We start from the raw sequence: 23,258 nt of genomic DNA on the forward strand, positions 1-23,258 counted from the left end.
CGATTTCACCAATTCGCAATTTACTAGGAAATTAGAGTATGGTATAGATTTTCTGCCATTGCCTTTGTAATCTTTTCAAGCAGCTTTCAACTGCCAAAATGGTAGTAGATAAGTTTCGTACTGCTTTTTTGTAAAAGAGATAAGCAAGAATGCCCTAGCTCCTTTTTCGTGCCATGATTTAAGCAATTCATATTGATGGTCTGAAATGTTTTGTAACGGAAATCTAGTTGTTTCGTTCGTTTCTTTTACATCAAAGATAATTGTTTTTCCATCATGTACACCGACATAATCCACCCATTCGCCTTTCGTAACGAATTCAGTAACTTGCCCGCCTTTATTTCCCATGATCTTCACTGGTGTTGGTATCTTGTGTATGTCCGCAACACCTTTATTTCGATATTGCGTGTTCACCATGTCTACTAATCTCTCTAATCCTGCACTACTAGTTTGCATGTGATCTGCTATAGGCTATAGCAGATCACCTTTTCCAGATACTCCAACTCTTCATCTATTGTTTTCTGCCATTTCAAAAACTCCGCTTCGGCTTCTTTGTGCTTTCTTTTACAGACTGGACCATAACCGCTTTTCCTTACTCGCTTTCCTCTGTATACCCCCCTACACATTCAGCGACTTCGCCATTTTTCATTTTTACAATTACATCCGATGTGGTTAGTAATGTCTGATTCATATCAATATCCCTCCGATTGTCTCGCATGATTGATCTCGGGAATGATCCATCAACAGGCAAACGGAAACAGATTACAAGGCTCGGGTTTGACGCAAAAAAAAGCTGAATTGTTAGCGCCACCAAATGGGAATCGAAATAAACAATGAGACTTTTGTTAATGAAAAAGAAATTCTTTCTATGGATTTTATTGCAGATTATTTAAAATTAATCGCTGAACCATCTGTCAAACCGTCCACTTTCAAGAGATACCAAAGCTCAGTAAAGAATAGACTAATCGCAAAATTTGGTCATATGAAATCAAAAAACATATCAGGTAAAAATATAAGTCACTATTATCATGAATTACTCAAGGAAGGACTAACCGAAGAGTTTATTCAGTACCTCCATTCCATCCTTAAATTAGCTTATAAGACAGCAGTTGACTGGAAATATATTAAGAATGATTTTATGGATAACGTAAAGTCACCAAATTTAATGAAGAAAGATATTGAAACTTGGTCAATCGATGAATGCAATACGTTTCTTAATAGAATGAGAAAACAAAAGATCATATATTTATGTTATACTATTTAGCAATATATACCGGTATGAGACGTGGCGAGATTCTTGGTTTAAAATGGAGTAATATCGACTTTGACAAAAAATGAATATATGTCACACATTCACTTTATTACATTTCTGGACAAGGGCTTGTTTTACAATCTCCAAAAACGAATAGTGGAAATAGAAATATCTCAATAACCGAAGATTTATCAATGAATTGCAATCATTCAAACTAAAAAAACAGGAGCAACTTCTAAAGGTAGGAATGAAATTAAATGAAGATCACTTTGTGGTTTTCGCATTCGGCGGCGAGCCAGTAAATCTATACTATTCACAAGCAATTCTTGTATGATATGAAACTAGCTGAAGTGAAGAAGATACGTTTTCATGATTTAAGGCATACGCACGCTACAATCATGTTAGAAATCGGTGAAAACTCTAAAGTAGTATCAGATAGATTAGGCCATGCAAATGTTTCAATTACGGTAAATAAATATAGTCACTTTTCTGCAAATTTACAGGATTCATCAGCCGAGAATTCTTCAAAAGCACTAAGAAGGTCACCACCGGCGCAGTGAATGTGGTCAATATGCGGTCAAATCATCAAATTAACGACGGAAAACCCTTATAAATAAAGGTTCTCACGTCGTTATTTTTACATAATTCTTTTAAACATCTTTTCCATTTCGCTAATAGAGTAATGTATCATGATTGGTCTCCCGTGTGGGCATGTAAAAGGGTCAGCTGTGCGTCTTAACTCATTCAATAAGGATTGAATTTCATCGTTTCTTAAAAAGCGATTCGCTTTAATAGATGCCTTGCAGCTCATCATAATCGCCGCTTCTTCTCGTAGTTTTTTAATATCAATTTTTTTCATACCTAGTAGTTGTTCAATCATTTCTTCAATCGTTTCTTGCTCTTGCCCATTTGGGAACCATTGAGGATGAGAGCGGATCATATAGCTGTTCATCCCAAAGTCCTCTAAAAATATCCCAACTTTTTCTAAGTCGTCTTTATATTCCTCCAACTTTACAAATTCATCAGGAGAGAAATCTAAAGTAAGTGGTACAAGTAGTTCTTGAAGTTCATTTTGCACTTGTCCTACCTTTTCTTTGTAGTATTCGTATTTAATTCGTTCCTGTGCTGCATGCTGGTCAATCATATATAAGCCTTGTTCATTTTGCGCAAATATATATGTACCATGCATTTGCCCAATAGGATACAGCTGTGGAATGCGAGATTTCTGATTTATATCATTATCAGATGATTGTTCCTCTACTTGCATGGGTAGAGGTTCAGGTTCTTCGGGTTGATCTGGTTCATTTGCAATGAAAGCAGATAATGAATGACTTTCTTCATGTGGCTCGTACAATTTTTTCATTTCTTCAACAGGTAAAAGCTGCTCTTTTTCATATCGATTAGTTGAATATTTTTTTGCTTTATATTGGTGCGCGTCTTCCTGGTTCGTAGCTTGATTATTTTCAAGTCGCAATTTAGTCTGTTCTGAAGGTGTGACTGTTTTTCGAACGGGAGCAGCACCTCGGGGAATAAGTTCCCTTTGTTTAAAAACGTTTTTTATTTCCGCTGCAATCAACTCATTTAATTCTTTGTCCTTACTAAGTCTCACTTCTAGTTTAGCAGGGTGAACGTTCACATCGACAAGCAATGGATCCATTTCGATCGATAAAAGAGCAATTGGATACCGACCAATTGGGAGTAGTGTATGATACCCTTCCATAATCGCCTTTACAAGCGAGTAATTTTTAATAAATCGGCCATTAACCATTGTTGATAGATAATTTCTAGAAGCACGTGTAATTTCTGGGAGAGATATATAACCAGTTATCGTGAAGTCCAGTGATTTCGCTTTAAATGGTATCATTTTTTTGGCTATATTTAGACCATAAATAGCCGAAAGCACTTGCAGTACATCACCATTCCCATTCGTATGCAGGAGCGAACGATCATTATGGCGGAGTCTGAATGATACTTGCGGATGCGAAAGTGCTAATCTATTAATAATATCTGATATATGTCCAATTTCAGTGTGCAAGGACCTTAAATATTTTAATCTTGCAGGTGTATTGAAAAATAAATTTGAAATAGTAATATCTGTCCCTTTTCTTCCCTGGGCTTTTTCTTGCGTGATGATCTTGCCACCCTCTAGTACTAATTTCGATCCATCTTCTCCATCTCGAGCCGTGATAAGCTCCAGATGGGAGACAGAGGCAATACTAGGAAGCGCTTCTCCACGGAAGCCTAAAGTTCTAATTCGAAATAAATCATTTTCATTTTTTATTTTACTTGTAGCGTGTCGTTTAAAGGCAGAAAGCACATCATCTTCCCTAATACCATTACCATTATCGATTACGCGGATTTTACTCAATCCCGCTTCTTCAATATCGATTTCGATAATATTGCTTTTTGCATCCAGTGCATTTTCTACTAATTCTTTTACGACAGAGGAGGGGCGTTCTACCACTTCACCTGCAGCAATTTTATTAGAGAGTGCATCGTCTAGTTCAATGATATCCCGCATTTTTTCCATCCTCCTATATGCCTATTTATTTTCTTAACTTTTTTTGCAGTTCATATAAGATATTCATTGCTTGTAATGGATTCATGTCGAGAATATTTAAACCTTTCATTTCATCGATCACTTTTTTCGCATTACTAGATATTTCAATCTCTTTCTTTGGCTCTCCAAATAAAGCAAGTTGTTCATTTAATATTTGATCTTCCTTCTCTATCTCTTTACTTGCAGCAACTTCATCAGCACTCTTTGTTTTTCCTGCACTTTCTTTCTCTAATTCACTTAAAATTTCGCTTGCCCGCTTAATTAGTTCCTTAGGTAATTCCGCTAGTTCTGCTACATGGATACCATAGCTTTTATCTGCAGGGCCTTCTTTAATTTTATGAAGAAAAACTAATTTACCTTTTTGTTCAACAGCACTAACATGGATATTATTTAATTTCTGTAAGCTTTCTTCCAATACTGTTAACTCATGATAATGTGTAGAAAAAAGCGTTTTAGCACCAATTCGCTCATGGATATACTCAATAATCGCTTGTGCAAGTGCCATTCCGTCATAGGTGGAAGTTCCGCGCCCGATCTCATCAAATAATATTAAACTATCTTTCGTTGCATTCGTTATCGCATTTTTTGCTTCGAGCATTTCAACCATAAATGTACTTTGGCCAGCGATTAAATCATCTGCTGCACCAATCCGTGTAAACACCTGGTCAAAGATAGGTATATCTGCCTTTGATGCAGGTACAAAGCAACCGATTTGCGCTAATATTGCTGTTAAGGCGATCTGTCGCATATACGTACTTTTACCGGACATATTAGGGCCTGTAACAAGTAACATTTCACGTTTATGATCCATTAAACAGTTATTCGGAACGTACGCCTGTGTTCCCATAACTTTTTCAACTACTGGATGTCTACCATCAACCAAATCGATTTCACGATGTTTATTAAATGTTGGTTTTGAATAATATCTCGTTTCACTTACAGTAGCAAAACTAAGATACACATCTAATTCGCTAATAATTTTTGCGGCTTGCTGTAGACGTGGGATGAATTCCCGTACCGATTCTCGAATTTCCTGAAATAATTCATATTCCAGATCAATACTTTTTTCATCTGCTTGCAAGATAAGTGCTTCTTTTTCCTTTAATTCTGGCGTAATATATCTCTCTGCATTCGTTAATGTTTGTTTACGCTCATATCTACCTTCTTCGAGAAGGTGAACATTCGCTCTAGTCACTTCTATATAATAACCAAATACACGATTATAACCTATTTTCAAAGATTTAATGCCTGTCTTTTTTCTTTCTTCACTTTCTAGTTCCGCCATCCAACTTTTTCCGTTTCTACTTGCATCTCTGTACGTATCTAATTCCGTATGAAAACCATCATTAATAATCCCGCCTTCTTTAATTGTAATCGGCGGATTTTCAATAATTGCTCGTTCAAGCAAATCGGTTAATTCCTCACATGGATCAAGGTTTTCAGCAAGACTTTTCGTATCTTTTTGATCCAATTGGAAAATTAATTGGCGAATGGCCGGTATTTGCATGAGTGACTTTTTCAACTGAATAAAGTCCCTTGCATTTGCATTTCCAAAAGCCACACGGCCTGCGAGCCTCTCCAGATCATACACACCCTTTAAGAGCTCACGTAGTTCTTGACGTTCGAAAAAGTGTTTAATCATTATTTCTACAATATGTAGACGTTTTTCGATAGCAGATTGATTGATCAATGGTCTATCAATCCATTGCTTCAACATTCTCGCTCCCATTGCAGTGGCCGTTTCATCTAGTAACCAAAGTAATGTTCCTTTGTTGCCAGTTCCTCGAATTGGTTCTGTTAATTCTAGATTGCGTTTTGAATAATAATCTATTTTCATAAATTGATCGATTTCATAGCTTACAAACTTTTGTAAATGGGCGAGACTGCGTTTTTGTGTTTTCACTAAATAATGGAGCAATCGATAAACTGTTGCATGCAATTGGTTATCCTGAAGCTCGCTAACTATTTCAGCAAATTCAGGGTTATCGTCTGTACTATCTTGATAAGAGATAACAGCTTGACAGCGATCTTCCATCATTTTTATCAAAGCTGGGTTCGTAGTCGAATCGACAATAATTTCTTTCGTGCCGATAATGGAAAGTTCATTTAACAATGCGTCTGTGGAATTTGGAAATAATGTTGTTCTACTTTCACCTGTTGAAAGATCCACATAGGCAATTGCATGGACATCATTCGTTACAGTTATGGCTGTAATATAATTATTTTCTTTTTCACTTAACCCTTTGCCTTCCATGACCGTTCCTGGTGTAATTAATTGTACGACTTCACGTCTTACTACACCTTTTGCAGTATCTGGGTTTTCTGTTTGTTCGCAAATAGCTACTTTAAAACCTTTTTGAATAAGTTGTTCTATATATCCAGAAGCTGAGTGATGAGGAACTCCGCACATTGGAATGCGCTCTTCCGTTCCTCCTTGTCTACTCGTCAAAGTAATTTCCAACTCTTTTGAAGCTTTCAAAGCATCATCAAAAAACAACTCATAAAAATCACCTAAACGAAAAAATAAAAAGGCATCTTGGTATTCTGCCTTTATCCGCAAGTATTGTTGAATCATTGGCGTATATTGCTGCATTTATACCATATTCCTTTCCGTTCCAAAACTCTATCCCGATTAGTATATCATATCTCTTTATAAGACTTCATTAGAAAAGCGCAACTCCTTTTGTGGAAAGTTGGCACATCGGCTAAGTTCTGGGAATAATAGTACTAGCGGGAGTTTTTTCAAATTTCAAAGTAATATTTATGTGTTCAATTTACTGCGGACATCTAGTTGGTAATTACAAAAAAACCGGGAAGAAGTTTCTTCCCAGCAATCATTTCTTTTCATGGGAACCGAGGAAATCAGGATTAATTTCTTCAAATTCACTATCATCTAATTCATCATTACCATAATGATCATCTTCGTCGTCATCATCATCACAAGAACACTGATCATGGTGGACGGCTACACAAACCTTCGTTTCTCCAATTACTTCAACAAGAAATTCTCGTTCTGTACTAACTAATATCTTATTTCCTTTTTTGGATATGATCGCTTCGACACAGTTAGGCTGTTGATTCACTTTTGCTGCGACTTGTTTATCATCCAGACAGTCTGGATCGCGATATTTAAGCTTGATTACATCTTTATAGTCAACTTTTTCAGTGGCTACAGATGTTTTTGAGTTATCATGATGGGAATACCAAACATTGATATCGAATGAACCGCATATTTCGACTGTTTTGCCGACTTTCCGCGCCTCATACTTATGATTGATAATCCAGCAGCCTAAAATGCTCGAAGGTTGGTGCTGCGGTTGGATAGCATGATTAGACTGGGTAAATTTACGCCCCTTCGCAACGACCGCTTTCGTAATTATCTCTCTAAAATCTTCCATTCGAGCGAACCCTCCTCATTCATTTTCTCTTCATACTATGCATTCACCTAGTTGTTGGTGCTAATACCCAATAATTCTAAGTGAGAAAATGAATAATAATGAGCGCAACATTGAAATAAAGAGATAGACACCTTCGATTTTAATGACTTTGTGCGTCCATTGCACCAGTGGAAGCACATTTGAAAAACTATTTCTCCAATAAACGCCTACTTTCTGACTTTCTCAAAATAAAACCCCTATTCCATATTTAAAATGTACCCTATAGAGTAGACACATAAAAAAGTCTACCTACAGGGTACTTTTTTGTATAATTAAGAAACAGATTAGGGAATGGGAGAAAATTATGAGTAAAAGGACTTTTACAGAGAAAGAGATCAAACAACTATTAGCTAATAAATACGTTAAATCTGTTAGCTCTAAAGGAATCACTTATACTGATGAATTTAAACATATCTTTTTTGCGGAAAAAGAGAAAGGTAAGTTTTCAAGTAAAATATTTAAAGAATGTGGGTTTGATGTAGATACTTTGGGAACAGATAGAATTAAATCTGTAAGTAAGAGATGGAGAACGGCTTATAGTAAGAATGGTATCGACGGCTTACGTGACACAAGAGCTGACAATTCTGGCCGTCCTAGAGATAGAGAACTTACTCTAGAAGAGAAAAATGCTCGTTTAGAAGCACAAATAAACTTGCTAAAGGCTGAAAATGAACTGTTAAAAAAGATTCGTTTTGCAGAAAGGGGGATGAAGAAATAGTCCTTCCTCCTTCAAAAAAATATCTCCTAATTCATTCAGTGATTAAAACATACAAATTAAAAAAACTTAGTTAGCTACTTATGCAAGGTAGCTGGGGTTTCACGAAGTGGTTATAATAATTACTGCTCAGAGAAGTCACAAGAACATGAAAGCAAAGAGATGAAAAAGATGAAGGAGATTATCCTAAAAGCATTCAAATTTAAAAATCGTAAGAAAGGGGCACGTCAAAATAAAATGACCTTGGCGGGTCAATTTAATGTTGTCTACAATTTGAAGCGTATACGACGAATTATGAAGAAGTACGGTATTATTTGCCCCATCAGAAAAGCAAATCCATTTAGACGAATAATGAAAGCTACACAAGAACATCGAGTTGCCCCTAACCTATTAAACCGACAATTTAAGCAGGATGTACCTGTAAAAGTTCTTCTTACTGATATCACATATTTATTTTATGGCAAAGGTCAGAAAGCCTATTTATCAACGATTAAAGATGCTTCCACCAATGAAATCTTAGCTTATAATGTTTCAGAGCGCATGACTATCGACTTGGCAACCGACACTCTTTTAAAGTTAAAGAAAAATAAAAACTATAAGAAAGCTAAAGATGCCTTAATTCACTCAGACCAAGGAGTTCACTATTCACACCCTGATTTTCAAAAGTTAGTAAAAAAACTAGGGTTACGCCAATCAATGTCTAGAAGAGGAAACTGTTGGGATAATGCCCCACAAGAATCATTTTTTGGTCATCTCAAGGATGAGACATATATAAAGCCGTGTGCATCCTTGGATGAATTAAAACGTGAAATTAAACAATATATGACATACTACAATCACTACAGATACCAATGGAACTTAAAAAAGATGACCCCTGTTCAATACAGAGATCATCTTCTTAAAACTGCCTAGGTTTTTTAAAATTGTACTTTACAAAGGGTTCATTTTATTTTAAGGATAGGGGTTTTATCTTTAACAGCTTGATGGGCTGTTCTTTATTTTAGAACCGGTTTCCCCCAAAAGGAGGTCTCCACCAGTTGCCAATAAAATTTCATCGGTAACTTTATTTGAAATAGCTGAAGACACTAATTGCAGTAAATCATTCACGTCCACTTGTGATTGTTTAAATTCTTGAACAATTGGAATCTCATCTAATTCCTTTTCCAAGTTTTCAATTTTATCTTCAATTAATCTAAGTGCTCGCTCTTTTTCATAATGCTGGAAATTTACAGCCTGTTTCTGCAAACTTTTAATGCTTGCAATCATTTCTCTAACAGTCTGGTTTTCATTGATTTGGGCTTCAGCACGCTTAAAAAAGTCAACTTCTTCTGTGTCGGCGATCATTCTTGCTAAATCATGTGCTTGTTTTATAATATCATCTTTTGTATATTTCCCCATGTTATACCACCTCAACTGGTTCATCAATTTCTATCATTTCGCCATCAAGGGACCAAGTTTTTGCATTTATAATTTTCACATTAACTAATTTTCCAACGATAGATTTGGGTCCCTTAAAATTAACTAATTTATTTTTACGAGTATAGCCTGCTAATACGTCAGGATTATTCTTACTTTCCCCTTCAACAAGTACTTCTACCACTTGTCCTTCATACTTCTCCATCGCTTTTCGCGCCGTTTCATTTACAAGATCATTTAAACGCTGTAGCCTAGCTTTTTTCACTTCCATTGACACATTATCTTTCATGCGTGCTGCAGGTGTCCCTTCGCGTGGTGAATAAATAAAGGTATATGCCGTTTCAAATCCTACTTCTTTATATAGAGTCATCGTTTCTTCAAACTGTTCATCCGTTTCATTTGGGAAACCAACGATAATATCTGTTGTTAGTGTTACATTCGGGATTGCGGCCTTGATTTTACGTACTAACTCTAAATAATGCTCTCGTGAATACTTACGGGCCATAATTTTTAAAATATCACTAGATCCTGATTGAACAGGCAAGTGAATATGATCCACTAAATTACCTTGTTTTGCTAGTACTTCAATTAAACGATCATCAAAATCACGTGGATGACTTGTAGTAAAGCGAATTCTCGGAATATCAATTTTACTTAGCTCTTCCATCAAATCACCGAGTGTGAAATCAATATCATCGAAATCTTTTCCATACGCATTTACGTTCTGACCAAGCAATGTTACTTCCTTATACCCGTGTGCTGCCAGTTGCCGTACTTCTTGAACAATGTCTTCTGGACGACGACTGCGCTCTTTTCCACGTGTATAAGGGACGATGCAATACGTACAAAACTTGTCACAACCATACATAATATTAACCCAAGCTTTAATCTTACCACGGCGAATTTTCGGAAGGTTTTCAATCACATCGCCTTCTTTAGACCATACTTCAACAACCATTTCTTTTGACATATAGGCTTCGCTTAGGATTTGTGGCAAACGATGTATATTATGTGTTCCAAAAATCATATCAACAAAATGGTGTTTCTCAAGTATTCTATTGACTACTGATTCTTCTTGAGACATGCATCCACATACACCAATAAGCAGATCTGGACGTTCTAGTTTTAACGGCTTTAAATGGCCTAATTCCCCGAATACTTTATTTTCAGCATTCTCACGAATCGCACAAGTATTTAATAAAACAACATCTGCTTCTTCCACTGTGTCCACTGCTTCATACCCAAGCTCGATGAATATGCCAGCCATTACTTCAGTATCATGTTCATTCATTTGACAGCCATATGTCCGTATATAAAATTTCCGTCCTTTTCCCAGTCCTAGGAATTGTTCCGGAATCTCGAAATCTTTATGATATTTCACTTCTTCTTTCCCACGTTTTTTTGCATCTTTAAGGGAAGGAGGAGTATATACAGATTGGAAATACTGGCTGTAATCCTTTTCCTTCTTAGAAGTTTCTGTAGATGATTTTATTAGTTGTTGACTTTCTAAACGCTGTTTCTCGTTCATGAAAATCCCCTTTCCTTCTTAAAACAAAATCCGTAAAATCGAAAATGTCCCAATTTTTATATTTTATGATGAAATGATTCATTTTTATATTCGAAAAATGATGTCCATACACCCTATTAGTATATAGCCTTTCATTTTCGAAAACAACTTTAGGTTGTTTTTGTTGCAAAAAATTCAAAAAGACCTGTTTGTACTCAGACAAACAGATCCAATCAAACACTTATTATCTTTTTCGAACTCTCCGTCATGCAGGGAAACAGCTAGCACCTCATAGTTATAGGTCAACCAGCTGCTATAAAGGACCTTCTATACCTGCTGAAGATACATAGGTACGGATTATAGCGCTCTTTCCAGGGAATATCAGTTCATATCAAAGCAAAGCACTTGTTCTTTTCTTCATTATCTTGGTTCCACAATGAGTTTTATAGCCGTTCTTTCTTGTCCATCGATTAAAATATCAGTAAATGCAGGAATACATATTAAATCTACTCCACTAGGGGCGACAAATCCTCTTGCAATGGCAACTGCCTTTACTGCTTGATTTAATGCCCCGGCTCCAATCGCTTGAATTTCTGCATTGCCTTTTTCGCGGAGAACTCCTGCTAGCGCACCCGCCACGGAATTCGGATTAGATTTTGCTGAAACTTTTAATATTGCCATTTCATGTTCCTCCTCGTCATTTCCCCATAGTGATCGTCTTCACTTATGACAATCACGGTCCACCTTTCCATTGTTACTATATTCAGGGAATTTGCGAACTATTCCGGTTTGTCCGAAACAGAGAAAACACAATGACATTATTCTATTCGATAAAAAAGGGCTGATCCTCGTTGATTAAAATCGGCTTAATGGATTTTGCTATCCCCGTTTTTTCATCCACAGTAATCAGACATGCACATAATTGCTTTCTACCGTTTTTCTCCACTTCAAATCTGGTAGGTAATGCTGTGAGGAATCTATGTAGTACAGCTTCTTTTTCCATGCCAAGAATGGAATCATAAGGACCTGTCATTCCTACATCCGTCATATATGCCGTTCCGTTCGGAAGGATGCGATTATCTGCTGTTGGGACATGTGTATGCGTTCCAATCACAGCAGTAGCTCGACCATCTACATACCAACCCATTGCTTGCATCTCACTCGTAGCTTCCGCATGAAAATCGATAAAAATGATATTTGTCCGCTTTTTTGCTTCTGTTATAAGTTCGTCTACTTTTTTAAAAGGACAATCTAACGGCGGCATAAATGTCCTACCTTGTAAATTAATGATTGCGGCTTCTACTTGGTTAATCTTTACATAAATCAGGCCATTGCCTGGGGCATTTTCCGGAAAGTTTGCAGGTCTTGCTAAATACTTTGCCTGATCTATAAATTCAAAAATCTCCTTATTATCCCAAGCATGGTTACCGAGTGTTACTGCATTCGCTCCCGCCTCTAAAAATTGTTTATAAATCGTTTCTGTTATACCTCTCCCACCAGCTGAATTTTCTCCATTCACAATCGTTAATTGCGGTCGAAACTTTTTTTTCAATCTTGGTAAGTATTCTTTTATCATTTCTCTACCTGGAGATCCAACAACATCCCCAACAAATAATATATCCATAAAAATCCCTTTCCTAAAAAGCTTTGATTAGTATTATTTTATCATATTATCGTATATTATTATCAGGCACAAAAAAAGCGGTGTGGATTCACACCGCTTTATTTTGCATATTCAACTGCTCTCGTTTCTCGAATAACAGTGACTTTGATATGACCTGGGTAATCAAGATCGTCTTCGATTCTTTTACGGATATCACGTGCCAATCGATGTGCTTCCAAATCATTGATTTGTTCAGGTTTAACGATAATACGAACTTCTCTTCCAGCTTGAATGGCGAATGATTTCTCGACTCCATCATACGACTCGGAAATCTCCTCCAATTTTTCAAGGCGGCGGATATAATTCTCCAGTGTTTCACTGCGCGCTCCTGGTCTTGCAGCTGATAATGCATCTGCTGCAGCAACAAGTACTGCAATGATTGACGTTGGCTCGGTATCGCCGTGATGGGAAGCAATACTGTTAATAACGACAGGATGCTCCTTATACTTCGTGCCGAGTTCAATGCCGATTTCTACGTGACTTCCTTCTACTTCATGATCAATCGCTTTTCCAATATCATGTAGTAGACCAGCACGTCTAGCAAGAATTTCATCCTCACCAAGTTCTGCTGCAAGTAATCCGGAAAGAAACGCAACTTCTATGGAATGTTTCAACACATTTTGCCCATAACTTGTCCGGTATTTCAAACGACCAAGGATTTTAATTAAATCCGGATGAAGACCATGTATGCCTACTTCAAATGTCGTTTGCTCACCGATCTCACGAATATACTCATCTACTTCTCGTCTCGCTTTATCGACCATTTCCTCTATACGAGCAGGATGTATTCTTCCATCTTGGACGAGCTTTTCAAGAGCGATTCTTGCAGTTTCGCGCCTAATTGGGTCGAATCCTGAAAGTATTACAGCTTCTGGTGTATCATCAATAATAAGATCGATGCCCGTTAACGTTTCAAGTGTTCGGATATTACGTCCTTCACGCCCAATTATCCGGCCTTTCATTTCGTCATTTGGAAGATTTACAACAGAAACAGTCGTTTCTGCAACATGTTCTGCTGCACAGCGCTGGATTGCGAGTGAAAGAATGTTTTTCGCTTTCTTATCTGCATCTTCTTTCGCACGTAATTCGCTTTCTTTAATCATTACTGCAGTGTCATGTGCTAATTCTTTCTCAACACCAGTAAGAATAATCGATTTCGCTTCCTCTCGAGTTAAACTCGAAATGCGCTCCAATTCAGTCTGTTGTTCCCGGACCAATTCCTCCACTTTACTTTCCGTCTCTTCAATATGTTGTTGTCGTTCATTAATGGAGTCCTCTTTCTTTTCAAGAGCGTTTTCCCGCTTATCAAGCGTGTCATCTTTCCTGTCGAGGTTCTCCTCCCTTTGCAATAAGCGATTTTCTTGTTTTTGCAATTCGTTTCTTCTTTCACGAAGATCACGTTCAGTTTCAATGCGAAGTTTATGATTTTCATCTTTCGCTTCTAACAGGGCTTCCTTCTTTAGCGCCTCCGCTTCACGATTAGCATCTTCAATAATATGTTCAGCGGAATGTTTCGCACCTGTTATTTTTACTTCGGCAATTTTCTTAAAAATGAAGTAGCCAACAACTACACCGGCGATAAGGGCAAGCAAAATGGAGATGATGTCAATGGCACTCATACTTTCACCCCCTCTTGCTATCAACTTTTATCATACTTCTAACATGTCGGCTGGTACATTGTTATAATTTTGTCAATATACTGAGCCAAGCTCAAAATTTTCATGCTAAAAAAATAAAAAATATACATGTTAATTTTATCGGTGTGTCGATTTAATGTCAAGCTTAGTTCCTCTAACGGTAAAAGAAAAACAGCAAAGCATCAAGCCCTGCTGTAAATAGTGTGGTTTATTCATCTAAAAGACTTAAATTATCTTCTTCTATCTCATCATTTCCCGCGGCAACTTTATCCGCATCCAAACCATAGTGGTCACGAATCTTGTACATGACTTCGCTACGAATTTCCGGATTTTCTTTTAGGAATAGTTTTGCATTTTCACGACCTTGACCTAGTCGTTCTTCATTATATGAATACCATGAACCGCTTTTTTGTACAATATCAAGTTCAGATCCCATGTCAATAATTTCTCCTTCACGGGAAATGCCTTCTCCATACATAATATCTACTTCCGCTACTCTGAAAGGGGGAGCTACTTTATTTTTCACTACTTTTATTTTTGTTTTATTACCAACAATATCTTGTCCTTGTTTGAGTTGTTCAGCACGGCGTACTTCAAGGCGAACGGAAGCGTAAAATTTCAATGCACGTCCACCTGGAGTTATCTCTGGATTTCCAAACATAACGCCAACTTTTTCCCTGATTTGGTTAATGAATACAGCAATTGTATTTGATTTATTTATCGCTCCTGAAAGCTTACGAAGAGCTTGTGACATTAATCGAGCTTGCAAACCAACGTGAGAATCACCCATCTCCCCTTCAATTTCGGCTTTTGGAACTAAGGCTGCAACAGAGTCTATTACTAGTATTTCAATTGCACCACTTCGAACGAGCGCTTCTGCAATTTCCAATGCTTGCTCACCAGTATCTGGTTGTGATAGCAATAATTCATCAATATTAACTCCTAATTTCTGAGCGTACACCGGATCGAGCGCATGTTCTGCATCGATAAAGGCTGCTGTACCGCCATTCGCCTGCACTTCCGCAATCGCATGTAGTGACACAGTTGTTTTTCCTGAACTCTCAGGACCGTATATTTCTATTACCCTTCCACGCGGATATCCACCCACACCCAACGCTACATCTAGAGCTAGCGAACCGCTTGGAACAGTTGAAATTCTCCGGTCAGTCTTTTCACCTAATTTCATTACAGAACCTTTTCCAAATTGTTTCTCTATTTGTTTTAAAGCCATATCTAATGCTGCTTGACGATCACTCACACAATTTCCTCCTCTATATTAAATGTTTTTTATTCATTATTTTGTAGGTATATCTTGTCTCATTACAGAACCTATTTTTATTATACATTGCTCTCGCCTATTTGCCAAGTAAAACGCGAACATTTATTCGATCCTTTTATTAATCTATTTTCAATTAAAATCAAATTTCTCTCTATTCAAAATCGCTCTTTTCGGCTAATAATTAATCAACTTTCATTTTTCAAACAAAAAAAGAGCGCTTTTGGCACTCTATTTTTGTTTTAATTCCTGAAGTAAATAATAACAACCATATTTAACGGATCTTTTTCTATTTCCATTTCTTGACCCGGCAAGCTTTAATAAATATGCTTTTGATTGCCGTTCCTTAAAGGAGATACCAATCCAGACTGTCCCAGCAGGATTTCCTTCTAGTGAATCAGGACCTGCAGCACCTGTAAAGCTTATACCTATATCTGTTCCAAGCATGGTGCGTATATTATCAGCAAGTTCAAGCGCACACTGTTCACTAACAACGCCATATTGGTTAATCGTTTCTTCTTTCACATTACATAATTTCATTTTCGACTCGTTAGAATAACAAACGACGCCACCTATTAACATTGTACTAACACCCACTACTGCAGTCATATCGGACTGGAACAATCCACCCGTCAAACTTTCTGCGGCAGCAATCGTCACCCCCTCTTCTTCCAGCTTTTTCAACAATTCTCTCATAAGTGAGGTTTCATCATATCCATAAAAATATTCGCCCACTAGTTCATTAATCTTGTTTTCCATCTCCACTAGCATCCTGCGTGCAGTATCTTCTTGCTGATGACGCGCAGTAATTCTTACCGTTACTTCTCCATCACCAGCTAGTGGCGCTACTGTAGGATTTGTTTGCGCATCAATAATATCAGAGAGTTTTTCCGCAAGCTCAGCTTCACCAATACCAAAATAGCGGAGTACAAGCGATTCAATTTTTTCCGTTGTTCCCATCTTCGCTTCAATAGTGGGGCGACCATAATTTCTAAACATTGGCTGCATTTCATGTGGCGGACCAGGGAGTAACATAAAATATGTATTAGCTGACTTTACAAACATTCCCGGGGCCATCCCGTGTTCATTCGGAAGTACATGTCCACCTTCTAAAACAAGTGCTTGCTTTTTATTATTTGCTGTCATCACTTTACCGATTTTATCAAAATAATCTAAAATGGTTTGCATCGCAACTTGATCTGTGATTAACTGTTTATCCAAATGCTGAGCAATCGTTTCTTTCGTCAAATCATCCTTTGTAGGCCCAAGTCCTCCAGTGAAAATGATAAGATTTGCTCTTTCTTCTGCTTGTATAATCGCTTTTTTCAACCGAGATGGATTATCCCCAACAACTGTATGATGAAAAACGTTCACTCCAACTTCAGCTAGTTGAGCTGATAGGAATTGTGCATTTGTATTTGCAATCTGACCTAATAAAAGTTCCGTACCTACAGCGATAATTTCAGCATTCATCATCGTACGCCCTTTCTTCATTTAAATACTTACTTCGAATTTTTAAATACATCTCGGTTTTTAGCAAAGTAATCATATCCTGACCAGATAGTGAAAATCATTGCTACCCAAAGAGCAATCTTTGCAAACGGAAACCCAATTACTTCAAATGGAGCATTATAAAGTAGCAATGCAGAGACGGCAACAATTTGTGCCCATGTTTTAATTTTGCCTAACATATTTGCAGCGACTACTTCCCCAGATCCAGCAAGTATTAATCTTAGACCTGTTACAGCAAATTCACGACTAATAATAATAATCACAATCCAAGATGGGGCAAATTGCATTTCAACTAGTACAATTAACGCTGCAGATACAAGTAATTTATCTGCTAAAGGATCTAAAAATTTGCCAAGATTGGTTATGAGATCATACTTTCTGGCAAGATAGCCATCGATCCAATCCGTAATAGATGCAATAATAAAAAGTAATGCTCCAAGAAAATGTGAAGTAGGGATCGTCGAGCCTAGAAATTGAATATCTCCCCAGTTAAAAGGAACGAGCATAAGAACTAGGAAAAGTGGTATTAATAATATACGTGAAACAGTTATTTTATTTGGTAAATTCATCATCTATCCTCCTGAAAAAATAACCGCCGACTAGCGGCGGAAGTCAATTCATGTTTAGTGTAATTATTATTGCTTTTCAAATATTATTTTAAAATCTTGTCTTACATATTGTTCTGGAGCAAGTTCGTATTCTATTTTTTCACCATTTATAATAATCTCCGTAAAATTGGCGGCGCCTGCAACGATATATACTTCCGATTCATCATTAAGATCCAACGTCTCACTCATACCATCGCTAAGTAATTTACTTAAAATCGCTCGATTATTACTATCGCGTACTTCGATCCAGGTTTCACCATCTATTGCCTTCACTTCAAGTTGAAATTCCTGAGCGTCAACGAGGTTATATGTTGTTACTTTTCCATTAACACCCGTCATTTGTAATTCTTGTTCCGCTACTTTTTCATCAAGGTCATCAGATTTCTCTGCTTGATCTTCATTTTCTTTAGAGACTGCAGTTTGCTTTTTAGGTGGAGAAATTTGATCAGATTCCTGGAATCCAACATTTTCCTTGTTTTTAATGCCTGTTTTATCTCCATTGTCTGTAAAATGAATAACTAAATAATATATGCCAATTATTGCTGCAATAACAAATATACCAACCAAGATTTTCGGGAATAATTCAATTAGCTTTGATGTACCTGCAGAAACCGCTCCTCTTTTTTGTACACGTGAAAGCTGTTCCGGTAAATCCTCATCATACGCAAGCGGAATATCTTTTATATATTCATCAAACAATTCGTCTGGGTGCAGTCCAACCGCTTCTGCATATTGTTTAATAAATGCGCGTGCATAAAACTTTCCTGGCATCATCGAATAATTGCCTTCTTCAATTCCAATTAGATACTTCTTTTGTATTCTTGTGATATTTTGAAGCTCATCAAGCGTAAGGCTTTTCTCTTCCCGCGCTAACCGCAGGCGGCTTCCTAATTCAGTCAATGAAAACACCCGCCTATCCTAAAAATCAAAACCCATTCCAGGTTCATTAAAAAGATTGTTTTTCTCTACTACTTCATATGTAATTTCTTCTTCTGGGTTGTTACGTAGTTCAATAATATAGTCAAAGTCCTCCATGGAATATTCTGAATGCTCGACAAAAATATCCGGATGTTCAATTACTTTTACAGCAGGTAATCGCATAATTTCCCTAACAAGTTGCCAATGCTGCTCATCTGCTCTATGCCGCGATACAATCCCATCAATAATAAATATATTATTTGAATTATATTCATCTTGTATAAGTTGCTTTCTTATTGTTTGCTTTAAAAGGGTTGATGAAACAAATAACCATTTCTTATTCGCACATACGCTTGAAGCTACTACGGATTCTGTTTTTCCTACTCTTGGCATCCCTCTAATACCGATTAATTTATGTCCTTCCTGTTTAAAAAGTTCTGCCATAAAATCAACTAAAAGTCCAAGTTCATCTCTAATGAATTGAAATGTTTTCTTATCATCCATATCCCGTTGAATATATCTGCCATGGCGAACAGCTAACCGATCACGAAGCTTTGGTTCACGTATTTTTGTTACTTTGATCGTTTCGACTGTTTCTAAAATAGATTCCAGGCGTAAAATTTGTTCTTCTTTGTGCGCACGAAGTAATAAGCCACGTCTACCGCTATCCACACCATTTATACTAACAATATTAATCGATAACATTCCTAATAAAGAGGAAATATCACCTAATAAGCCAGGACGATCAATTATAATTTCATATTCTAAATACCATTCTTTTCTGTTCAATTAAACAACTCCCCAAAAATGGTAATCACACAGATCCTTAATAATAATCTCAGAATGTCTAGCTTATATCATATCTGATTTTAGATAAAGATGAAAGAATTATATATTTATTAATCAAGACATCCTCATAGAGGGAGACATAAAAAAAGAGAGGATATTTCCCCTCTGCTTAAATCTGATCATTTTTATTGGCTGCTATTATTTTCAACAAGTCTTACCATGACGCTTGCCAAGGCTTGCTGTTCTTCTTTAGAAGCAACTGACCATAAATCTGACAACACTCGTTCTTGTTCATTTTTAGGGTCCACTTGCGTCGCTAAATAGTCACCTACTTGAAGCGCCAACTGATTAATCACTTCTTGTGACATCCCCTGCTCTTGTGCATTATCAAGACGATCACCTAAAAAGTTTTTCCATTGATCCCAATTTTCCAGTACTGACATCATCTGTACCTCCTTTGGATTTCACGTTCAAAAATATTATGCTCCCCACCATCAGCTTTATACACATTTGTTTTTATTACTTTATGTATACATACCACCGTTCACTGCAATTACTTGTCCAGTGATATAAGATGATTTACTTGATAATAGAAAAAATACCGCATCAGCTATTTCTTTTGGTTCTGCTAAGCGTCCTAAAGGGATACTTTCTTCCAATTCCGTAAGTTCCTCATTTGAAAGCCAATTGAGCATAGCGGTATCAACGGCACCAGGTGCAACAGAGTTTACCCTTACTCCCGACCTTGCCGTTTCTTTACTTAACGCCTTTATAAAGGAAATTTGGGCACCTTTTACTGTCGAATACATAACCTCGCAGGCAGCACCAGTTTGACCCCATATCGAACTAATTAAAACAATGGATGCAAATCCTTTATTCATTAGTTTTGGAAGCAGTTTACGAATTAATATGATTGGACTTTTCACATGAAGTTGTAGCATATTATCCACTGTATTATCGGTTAAATCTGTAAATAAACCGTATGGTGCATTTCCACTTGAATAAACGATCGCATCGAGTTGAAATATACTGTCCGCAAGTATAACTGCGCCTTCATCTGTTTCAAGATCAGCATAAATCGGTATCGCTTCAATGCCATATTTATTTAAACGAGCAAGTATTTCATCCATTTGTTTTTCACCTTTATTATAATGCAAATACAAATTCCAACCTTTACTTGCCAGAGTTTCGGCAATCGCTGACCCTATTCCCCCGCTGGCACCTGTTATCAAAGCAAATTTTTTCAAAACAATTTCCCCCTAAAAAAAAGAACCCGGTAGAACATACCGGGTATGATCATTTATTTTTTTGGAATGACGTGGCATGTTGTCATCCTTTCCTCAGTAAAAAAGCTATTTGCAGCTTCTTTCACATCAGAAAAAGTTAACTCCTCTAGTACAGGAACAATTTCAAAAAAGTTCATTTCATTAAAAGCATAGCGTGTGAACTGATTTGCAATGTATTCAGGTGAATTAACCGACCGCATAAAACCACCAATGCGTTTTTTCTTCGCTCTTTCCATTGCAATTTCTGTTAATTTCTGACCGTTTTTCGCTTCCAACATCATTGTCTGAAGTTGTTCAGTAAGTAAGTCTGGATCTTTTGTATCACTTCCAATGATCGCAAATCCAAAACCTTGTTCTTGTGTATAATCAAACTGGAAGGTGTCATCAATGAGACCGCTATTATACAGCTCATCATAATTATCTGAGCTTTTTCCAAATAACATATCTAATAAAATATTAATTGTTAGCTCGTTTTTTAGCATGTCAGAGCCACTTTGATTCACATTATTTGCTTTTACGCCAACAAGACATTTTGATGTTTGGACATTCATCTCTAGGACTTGTTTTTTTTCTGCTACTTGAACGGGTTCATCCTCAAAGTGCCTAACGATTTCGGAGGCCGATTCGTATTGTCTACTTGCTTGGTTTTCTCGGATAAACATCATCATGTCTTCGGGTTTAACCGGGCCAGTAACAAACAGGAGCATATTACTCGGATGATAAAAAGTGTGATAGCATTCATATAATAAATCCGCCGTGATATGCGAAATTGATTCAATTGTGCCCGCAATATCAATTTTCACCGGATGCTGATGGTACATATTTTCGATAACTCCGAAATATAATCGCCAATCCGGATTATCATCGTACATGGTAATTTCTTGCCCAATTATGCCTTTTTCTTTTTCAACAGTACCTTCTGTAAAATACGGCTCTTGCACCATATCGAGCAATGTCTCTAAATTTTGTTCGGTTTTCGATGTACTTGAAAATAAATAAGCTGTCCTTGTGAATGAGGTAAACGCGTTTGCGGATGCTCCTTGTTTACTAAACTGCTGAAAGACGTCTCCTGCTTCTTTTTCAAACATTTTATGTTCAAGAAAATGAGCGATTCCATCGGGAACAAGCTTTAACTGTTCTTGATTTAAAGGGATAAATTGGTTATCAATTGAACCATATTTTGTCGTAATAGTTGCAAATGTTTTATTAAACCCTTGTTTAGGCAAAAGATAGACTTCCAACCCATTTTCTAGTGTTTCATGATAAAGCGTTTCCTTTAATTGATCAAATACGATCTCTTTCATGATTGTTCACCTTCCTTTCCTGCAAGAAAATAGATTGTATCCAAGTCTATTTTTTTACCAACAGCGATAATATCTTCTTTTGTCGTTTCCGCCACTTTGTCTATCCAATCTTTCAATTGTACATTCGTTCCGGCAACGATATTATGGTATAGAATTTCGATTAGACCTCTTGCTGAATCAATCGTTTCAAGAAATTGATTTTGAATGACGGCTTTTGTTTGTTCTATTTCCTGATCGTTAAATTGGCCTTCTTTCATTAAATCCATTTGTTTTTTAATAATAGAAACAGCCTGATCATATTTTTGATTTTCAATTCCTGACATGACCATTAACAATCCTTTATGACTTTCAACTCTGCTTGCCGCATAATATGCTAAGCTTTCTTTTTCCCGAACGTTTATGAATAATTTAGAGTGTGGAAATCCCCCATATATACCGTTAAATACCTGCATAGCAAAATAATCTTTGTCACCATAGGCTATATTTGTACGATAACCCATATTTAATTTACCTTGTTTAATATCCTGAATTTCTTTTACTTCTTTCTCTTCTTCAACTTTAGATATTAACTGTTCCTTGTTCGTTGCTTGAAGTCTTTCTGCAAACTCGAACTGACTGCAATATTCTACTACTTGTTCCGGATCTACATCACCAATGATGTATAAATCTAGCTCATCATTACGAATTACAGATTCATAATATTCATACAATGACGAAGCAGTAATATTATCCACTTGGTCCAAATCGCCATTTAGCGGAACAGCATATGCTTCGCCTTTACACATTTCTTCTACAAGTCGTGTGCTAGCATAGCGCATTTTATCATCGTAAATTGACTGTATGCGTTGCTTCAAATTACGTTTTTCTTTTTCTACAGTTTTTTCATCAAAAGCTCCATTTTCACTATTTGGTTGAAGTAAAACTTCTCTCAATAAATCAATACCTTTTTGCAGGAGTGGTGTTTGATCTTGAAGAAATTTTTCATTTGCAATATCCATTGCAAAAGTAATAATATGTTGTTCTCCTTTTTTGGCTAGATCTGTATATAGTGAAGTACCATAAAGCTCGTCTAAATAGGAACGAAGTAACGTTGTAGTTGGAAACTTCTTCGAACTACTTTGTAATACATGTGGCAAAAGTGCTCTATATGTAGCGGAATCTTCTTGAAGCGGAGCTTTCATTTTCCAAACAAGCGTATTCGTTTTATACTTGTCCGTTTTGATCATATGCAATGTATAACCTTGTTTCTTGATTATTTGTTCCTTCTCAAGCAGCATACTGGTTAACCTCCAATTAAAACATAATTTGATAAGTATGTTTACTATACCTGTTTCTAGAGAGTTTGGGCAAGAATATACATTCTCGATTACTCGTACTTGTG

General features: G+C 36.7%; 21 protein-coding genes and 1 pseudogene. 4 read left to right on the plus strand and 18 right to left on the minus strand.

All coding sequences use genetic code 11. The features are described 5' to 3' along the window. Positions 1-75 precede the first annotated feature (75 nt). Positions 76-453, minus strand: coding sequence for a Holliday junction resolvase RecU (locus tag MHB53_RS05435; RefSeq protein ID WP_340916147.1), 378 nt, complete (start codon positions 451-453; stop codon positions 76-78). Positions 454-713: 260 nt separating this feature from the next. Between MHB53_RS05435 and MHB53_RS26280 the strand changes: the two genes are divergently transcribed. From MHB53_RS26280 to MHB53_RS26285, 3 genes are all read left to right on the plus strand, one after another. Beyond that, a complete protein-coding gene (locus MHB53_RS26280; protein WP_445661500.1) occupies positions 714-794 on the plus strand; it encodes an Arm DNA-binding domain-containing protein in 81 nt (26 codons plus the stop codon). 17 nt (positions 795-811) lie between these two features. Then, on the plus strand, positions 812-1,261 hold the full coding sequence (locus MHB53_RS05440) for a hypothetical protein (RefSeq protein ID WP_340916150.1): 450 nt from the start codon (positions 812-814) through the stop codon (positions 1,259-1,261). A 323-nt stretch (positions 1,262-1,584) separates the two neighbouring features. Next, positions 1,585-1,809, plus strand: a complete 225-nt coding sequence (locus MHB53_RS26285) for a tyrosine-type recombinase/integrase (protein WP_445661399.1) — start codon at positions 1,585-1,587, stop codon at positions 1,807-1,809. 77 nt (positions 1,810-1,886) lie between these two features. Here MHB53_RS26285 and mutL read toward each other — a convergent pair whose 3' ends face one another. From mutL to MHB53_RS05455, 3 genes are all read right to left on the minus strand, one after another. Continuing rightward, positions 1,887-3,770, minus strand: a complete 1,884-nt coding sequence (mutL, locus tag MHB53_RS05445) for a DNA mismatch repair endonuclease MutL (protein ID WP_340916152.1) — start codon at positions 3,768-3,770, stop codon at positions 1,887-1,889. Between the two features lie 25 nt (positions 3,771-3,795). Then, positions 3,796-6,402: a DNA mismatch repair protein MutS gene (gene mutS, locus MHB53_RS05450; protein WP_340916153.1), complete on the minus strand. Its 2,607-nt coding sequence runs from the start codon at positions 6,400-6,402 to the stop codon at positions 3,796-3,798. Between the two features lie 241 nt (positions 6,403-6,643). Further along, entirely contained in the window at positions 6,644-7,207 is a 564-nt protein-coding gene (locus MHB53_RS05455) for an outer spore coat protein CotE (protein WP_340916154.1), read from the minus strand. A 343-nt stretch (positions 7,208-7,550) separates the two neighbouring features. Between MHB53_RS05455 and MHB53_RS05460 the strand changes: the two are divergent. Then, a pseudogene (locus MHB53_RS05460) lies at positions 7,551-8,873 on the plus strand (IS3 family transposase). A 60-nt stretch (positions 8,874-8,933) separates the two neighbouring features. Here the strand turns inward: MHB53_RS05460 and MHB53_RS05465 are convergent. The 14 genes from MHB53_RS05465 to yfmF all read right to left on the minus strand — a co-directional run bounded on the left by MHB53_RS05465 (position 8,934) and on the right by yfmF (position 23,154). Next, positions 8,934-9,359, minus strand: a complete 426-nt coding sequence (locus MHB53_RS05465; RefSeq protein WP_340916155.1) for a RicAFT regulatory complex protein RicA family protein — start codon at positions 9,357-9,359, stop codon at positions 8,934-8,936. Position 9,360: 1 nt separating this feature from the next. After that, positions 9,361-10,905: a tRNA (N6-isopentenyl adenosine(37)-C2)-methylthiotransferase MiaB gene (gene miaB / locus MHB53_RS05470; protein WP_340916156.1), complete on the minus strand. Its 1,545-nt coding sequence runs from the start codon at positions 10,903-10,905 to the stop codon at positions 9,361-9,363. Between the two features lie 399 nt (positions 10,906-11,304). Further along, entirely contained in the window at positions 11,305-11,565 is a 261-nt protein-coding gene (locus MHB53_RS05475) for a stage V sporulation protein S (protein WP_066139449.1), read from the minus strand. A 142-nt stretch (positions 11,566-11,707) separates the two neighbouring features. Then, positions 11,708-12,508: a TIGR00282 family metallophosphoesterase gene (locus MHB53_RS05480; protein WP_340916158.1), complete on the minus strand. Its 801-nt coding sequence runs from the start codon at positions 12,506-12,508 to the stop codon at positions 11,708-11,710. A gap of 98 nt (positions 12,509-12,606) precedes the next feature. Next, complete coding sequence (gene rny / locus MHB53_RS05485; RefSeq protein WP_340916160.1) at positions 12,607-14,166, minus strand: ribonuclease Y; 1,560 nt, start codon at positions 14,164-14,166, stop codon at positions 12,607-12,609. Between the two features lie 226 nt (positions 14,167-14,392). Further along, entirely contained in the window at positions 14,393-15,442 is a 1,050-nt protein-coding gene (gene recA / locus MHB53_RS05490; RefSeq protein WP_340916161.1) for a recombinase RecA, read from the minus strand. A 249-nt stretch (positions 15,443-15,691) separates the two neighbouring features. Next, positions 15,692-16,933: a competence/damage-inducible protein A gene (locus MHB53_RS05495; protein ID WP_340924495.1), complete on the minus strand. Its 1,242-nt coding sequence runs from the start codon at positions 16,931-16,933 to the stop codon at positions 15,692-15,694. 29 nt (positions 16,934-16,962) lie between these two features. After that, entirely contained in the window at positions 16,963-17,541 is a 579-nt protein-coding gene (gene pgsA / locus MHB53_RS05500; RefSeq protein ID WP_340916162.1) for a CDP-diacylglycerol--glycerol-3-phosphate 3-phosphatidyltransferase, read from the minus strand. 66 nt (positions 17,542-17,607) lie between these two features. Further along, a complete protein-coding gene (locus MHB53_RS05505) occupies positions 17,608-18,480 on the minus strand; it encodes a helix-turn-helix domain-containing protein (protein WP_340916164.1) in 873 nt (290 codons plus the stop codon). An 18-nt stretch (positions 18,481-18,498) separates the two neighbouring features. After that, on the minus strand, positions 18,499-19,287 hold the full coding sequence (locus tag MHB53_RS05510) for a YmfK family protein (protein WP_340916165.1): 789 nt from the start codon (positions 19,285-19,287) through the stop codon (positions 18,499-18,501). A 185-nt stretch (positions 19,288-19,472) separates the two neighbouring features. After that, the gene (locus MHB53_RS05515; protein ID WP_340924497.1) at positions 19,473-19,730 is read right to left on the minus strand and encodes a DUF3243 domain-containing protein; all 258 of its coding nucleotides are present in this window, start codon (positions 19,728-19,730) and stop codon (positions 19,473-19,475) included. 81 nt (positions 19,731-19,811) lie between these two features. After that, a complete protein-coding gene (ymfI, locus tag MHB53_RS05520; protein WP_340916167.1) occupies positions 19,812-20,534 on the minus strand; it encodes an elongation factor P 5-aminopentanone reductase in 723 nt (240 codons plus the stop codon). 53 nt (positions 20,535-20,587) lie between these two features. Beyond that, the gene (yfmH, locus tag MHB53_RS05525) at positions 20,588-21,877 is read right to left on the minus strand and encodes an EF-P 5-aminopentanol modification-associated protein YfmH (protein ID WP_340916169.1); all 1,290 of its coding nucleotides are present in this window, start codon (positions 21,875-21,877) and stop codon (positions 20,588-20,590) included. Further along, on the minus strand, positions 21,874-23,154 hold the full coding sequence (yfmF, locus tag MHB53_RS05530; RefSeq protein WP_340916170.1) for an EF-P 5-aminopentanol modification-associated protein YfmF: 1,281 nt from the start codon (positions 23,152-23,154) through the stop codon (positions 21,874-21,876). The genes yfmH and yfmF overlap by 4 nt, the downstream gene beginning before the upstream one ends. Positions 23,155-23,258: the final 104 nt, after the last annotated feature.

Source organism: Bacillus sp. FSL K6-3431 (assembly GCF_038002605.1).
GTDB lineage: Bacteria > Bacillota > Bacilli > Bacillales > Bacillaceae_C > Lederbergia.

Bases quoted from the DNA above. Each gene is read 5' to 3' on its own strand.
- MHB53_RS05435 (WP_340916147.1), bottom strand. From the start codon at position 453: ATGCAAACTAGTAGTGCAGGATTAGAGAGATTAGTAGACATGGTGAAC.
- MHB53_RS26280 (WP_445661500.1), top strand. From the start codon at position 714: ATGATTGATCTCGGGAATGATCCATCAACAGGCAAACGGAAACAGATT.
- MHB53_RS05440 (WP_340916150.1), top strand. From the start codon at position 812: ATGGGAATCGAAATAAACAATGAGACTTTTGTTAATGAAAAAGAAATT.
- MHB53_RS26285 (WP_445661399.1), top strand. From the start codon at position 1,585: ATGAAACTAGCTGAAGTGAAGAAGATACGTTTTCATGATTTAAGGCAT.
- mutL (WP_340916152.1), bottom strand. From the start codon at position 3,770: ATGCGGGATATCATTGAACTAGACGATGCACTCTCTAATAAAATTGCT.
- mutS (WP_340916153.1), bottom strand. From the start codon at position 6,402: ATGCAGCAATATACGCCAATGATTCAACAATACTTGCGGATAAAGGCA.
- MHB53_RS05455 (WP_340916154.1), bottom strand. From the start codon at position 7,207: ATGGAAGATTTTAGAGAGATAATTACGAAAGCGGTCGTTGCGAAGGGG.
- MHB53_RS05465 (WP_340916155.1), bottom strand. From the start codon at position 9,359: ATGGGGAAATATACAAAAGATGATATTATAAAACAAGCACATGATTTA.
- miaB (WP_340916156.1), bottom strand. From the start codon at position 10,905: ATGAACGAGAAACAGCGTTTAGAAAGTCAACAACTAATAAAATCATCT.
- MHB53_RS05475 (WP_066139449.1), bottom strand. From the start codon at position 11,565: ATGGCAATATTAAAAGTTTCAGCAAAATCTAATCCGAATTCCGTGGCG.
- MHB53_RS05480 (WP_340916158.1), bottom strand. From the start codon at position 12,508: ATGGATATATTATTTGTTGGGGATGTTGTTGGATCTCCAGGTAGAGAA.
- rny (WP_340916160.1), bottom strand. From the start codon at position 14,166: ATGAGTGCCATTGACATCATCTCCATTTTGCTTGCCCTTATCGCCGGT.
- MHB53_RS05495 (WP_340924495.1), bottom strand. From the start codon at position 16,933: ATGAATGCTGAAATTATCGCTGTAGGTACGGAACTTTTATTAGGTCAG.
- pgsA (WP_340916162.1), bottom strand. From the start codon at position 17,541: ATGAATTTACCAAATAAAATAACTGTTTCACGTATATTATTAATACCA.
- MHB53_RS05515 (WP_340924497.1), bottom strand. From the start codon at position 19,730: ATGTCAGTACTGGAAAATTGGGATCAATGGAAAAACTTTTTAGGTGAT.
- yfmH (WP_340916169.1), bottom strand. From the start codon at position 21,877: ATGAAAGAGATCGTATTTGATCAATTAAAGGAAACGCTTTATCATGAA.
- yfmF (WP_340916170.1), bottom strand. From the start codon at position 23,154: ATGCTGCTTGAGAAGGAACAAATAATCAAGAAACAAGGTTATACATTG.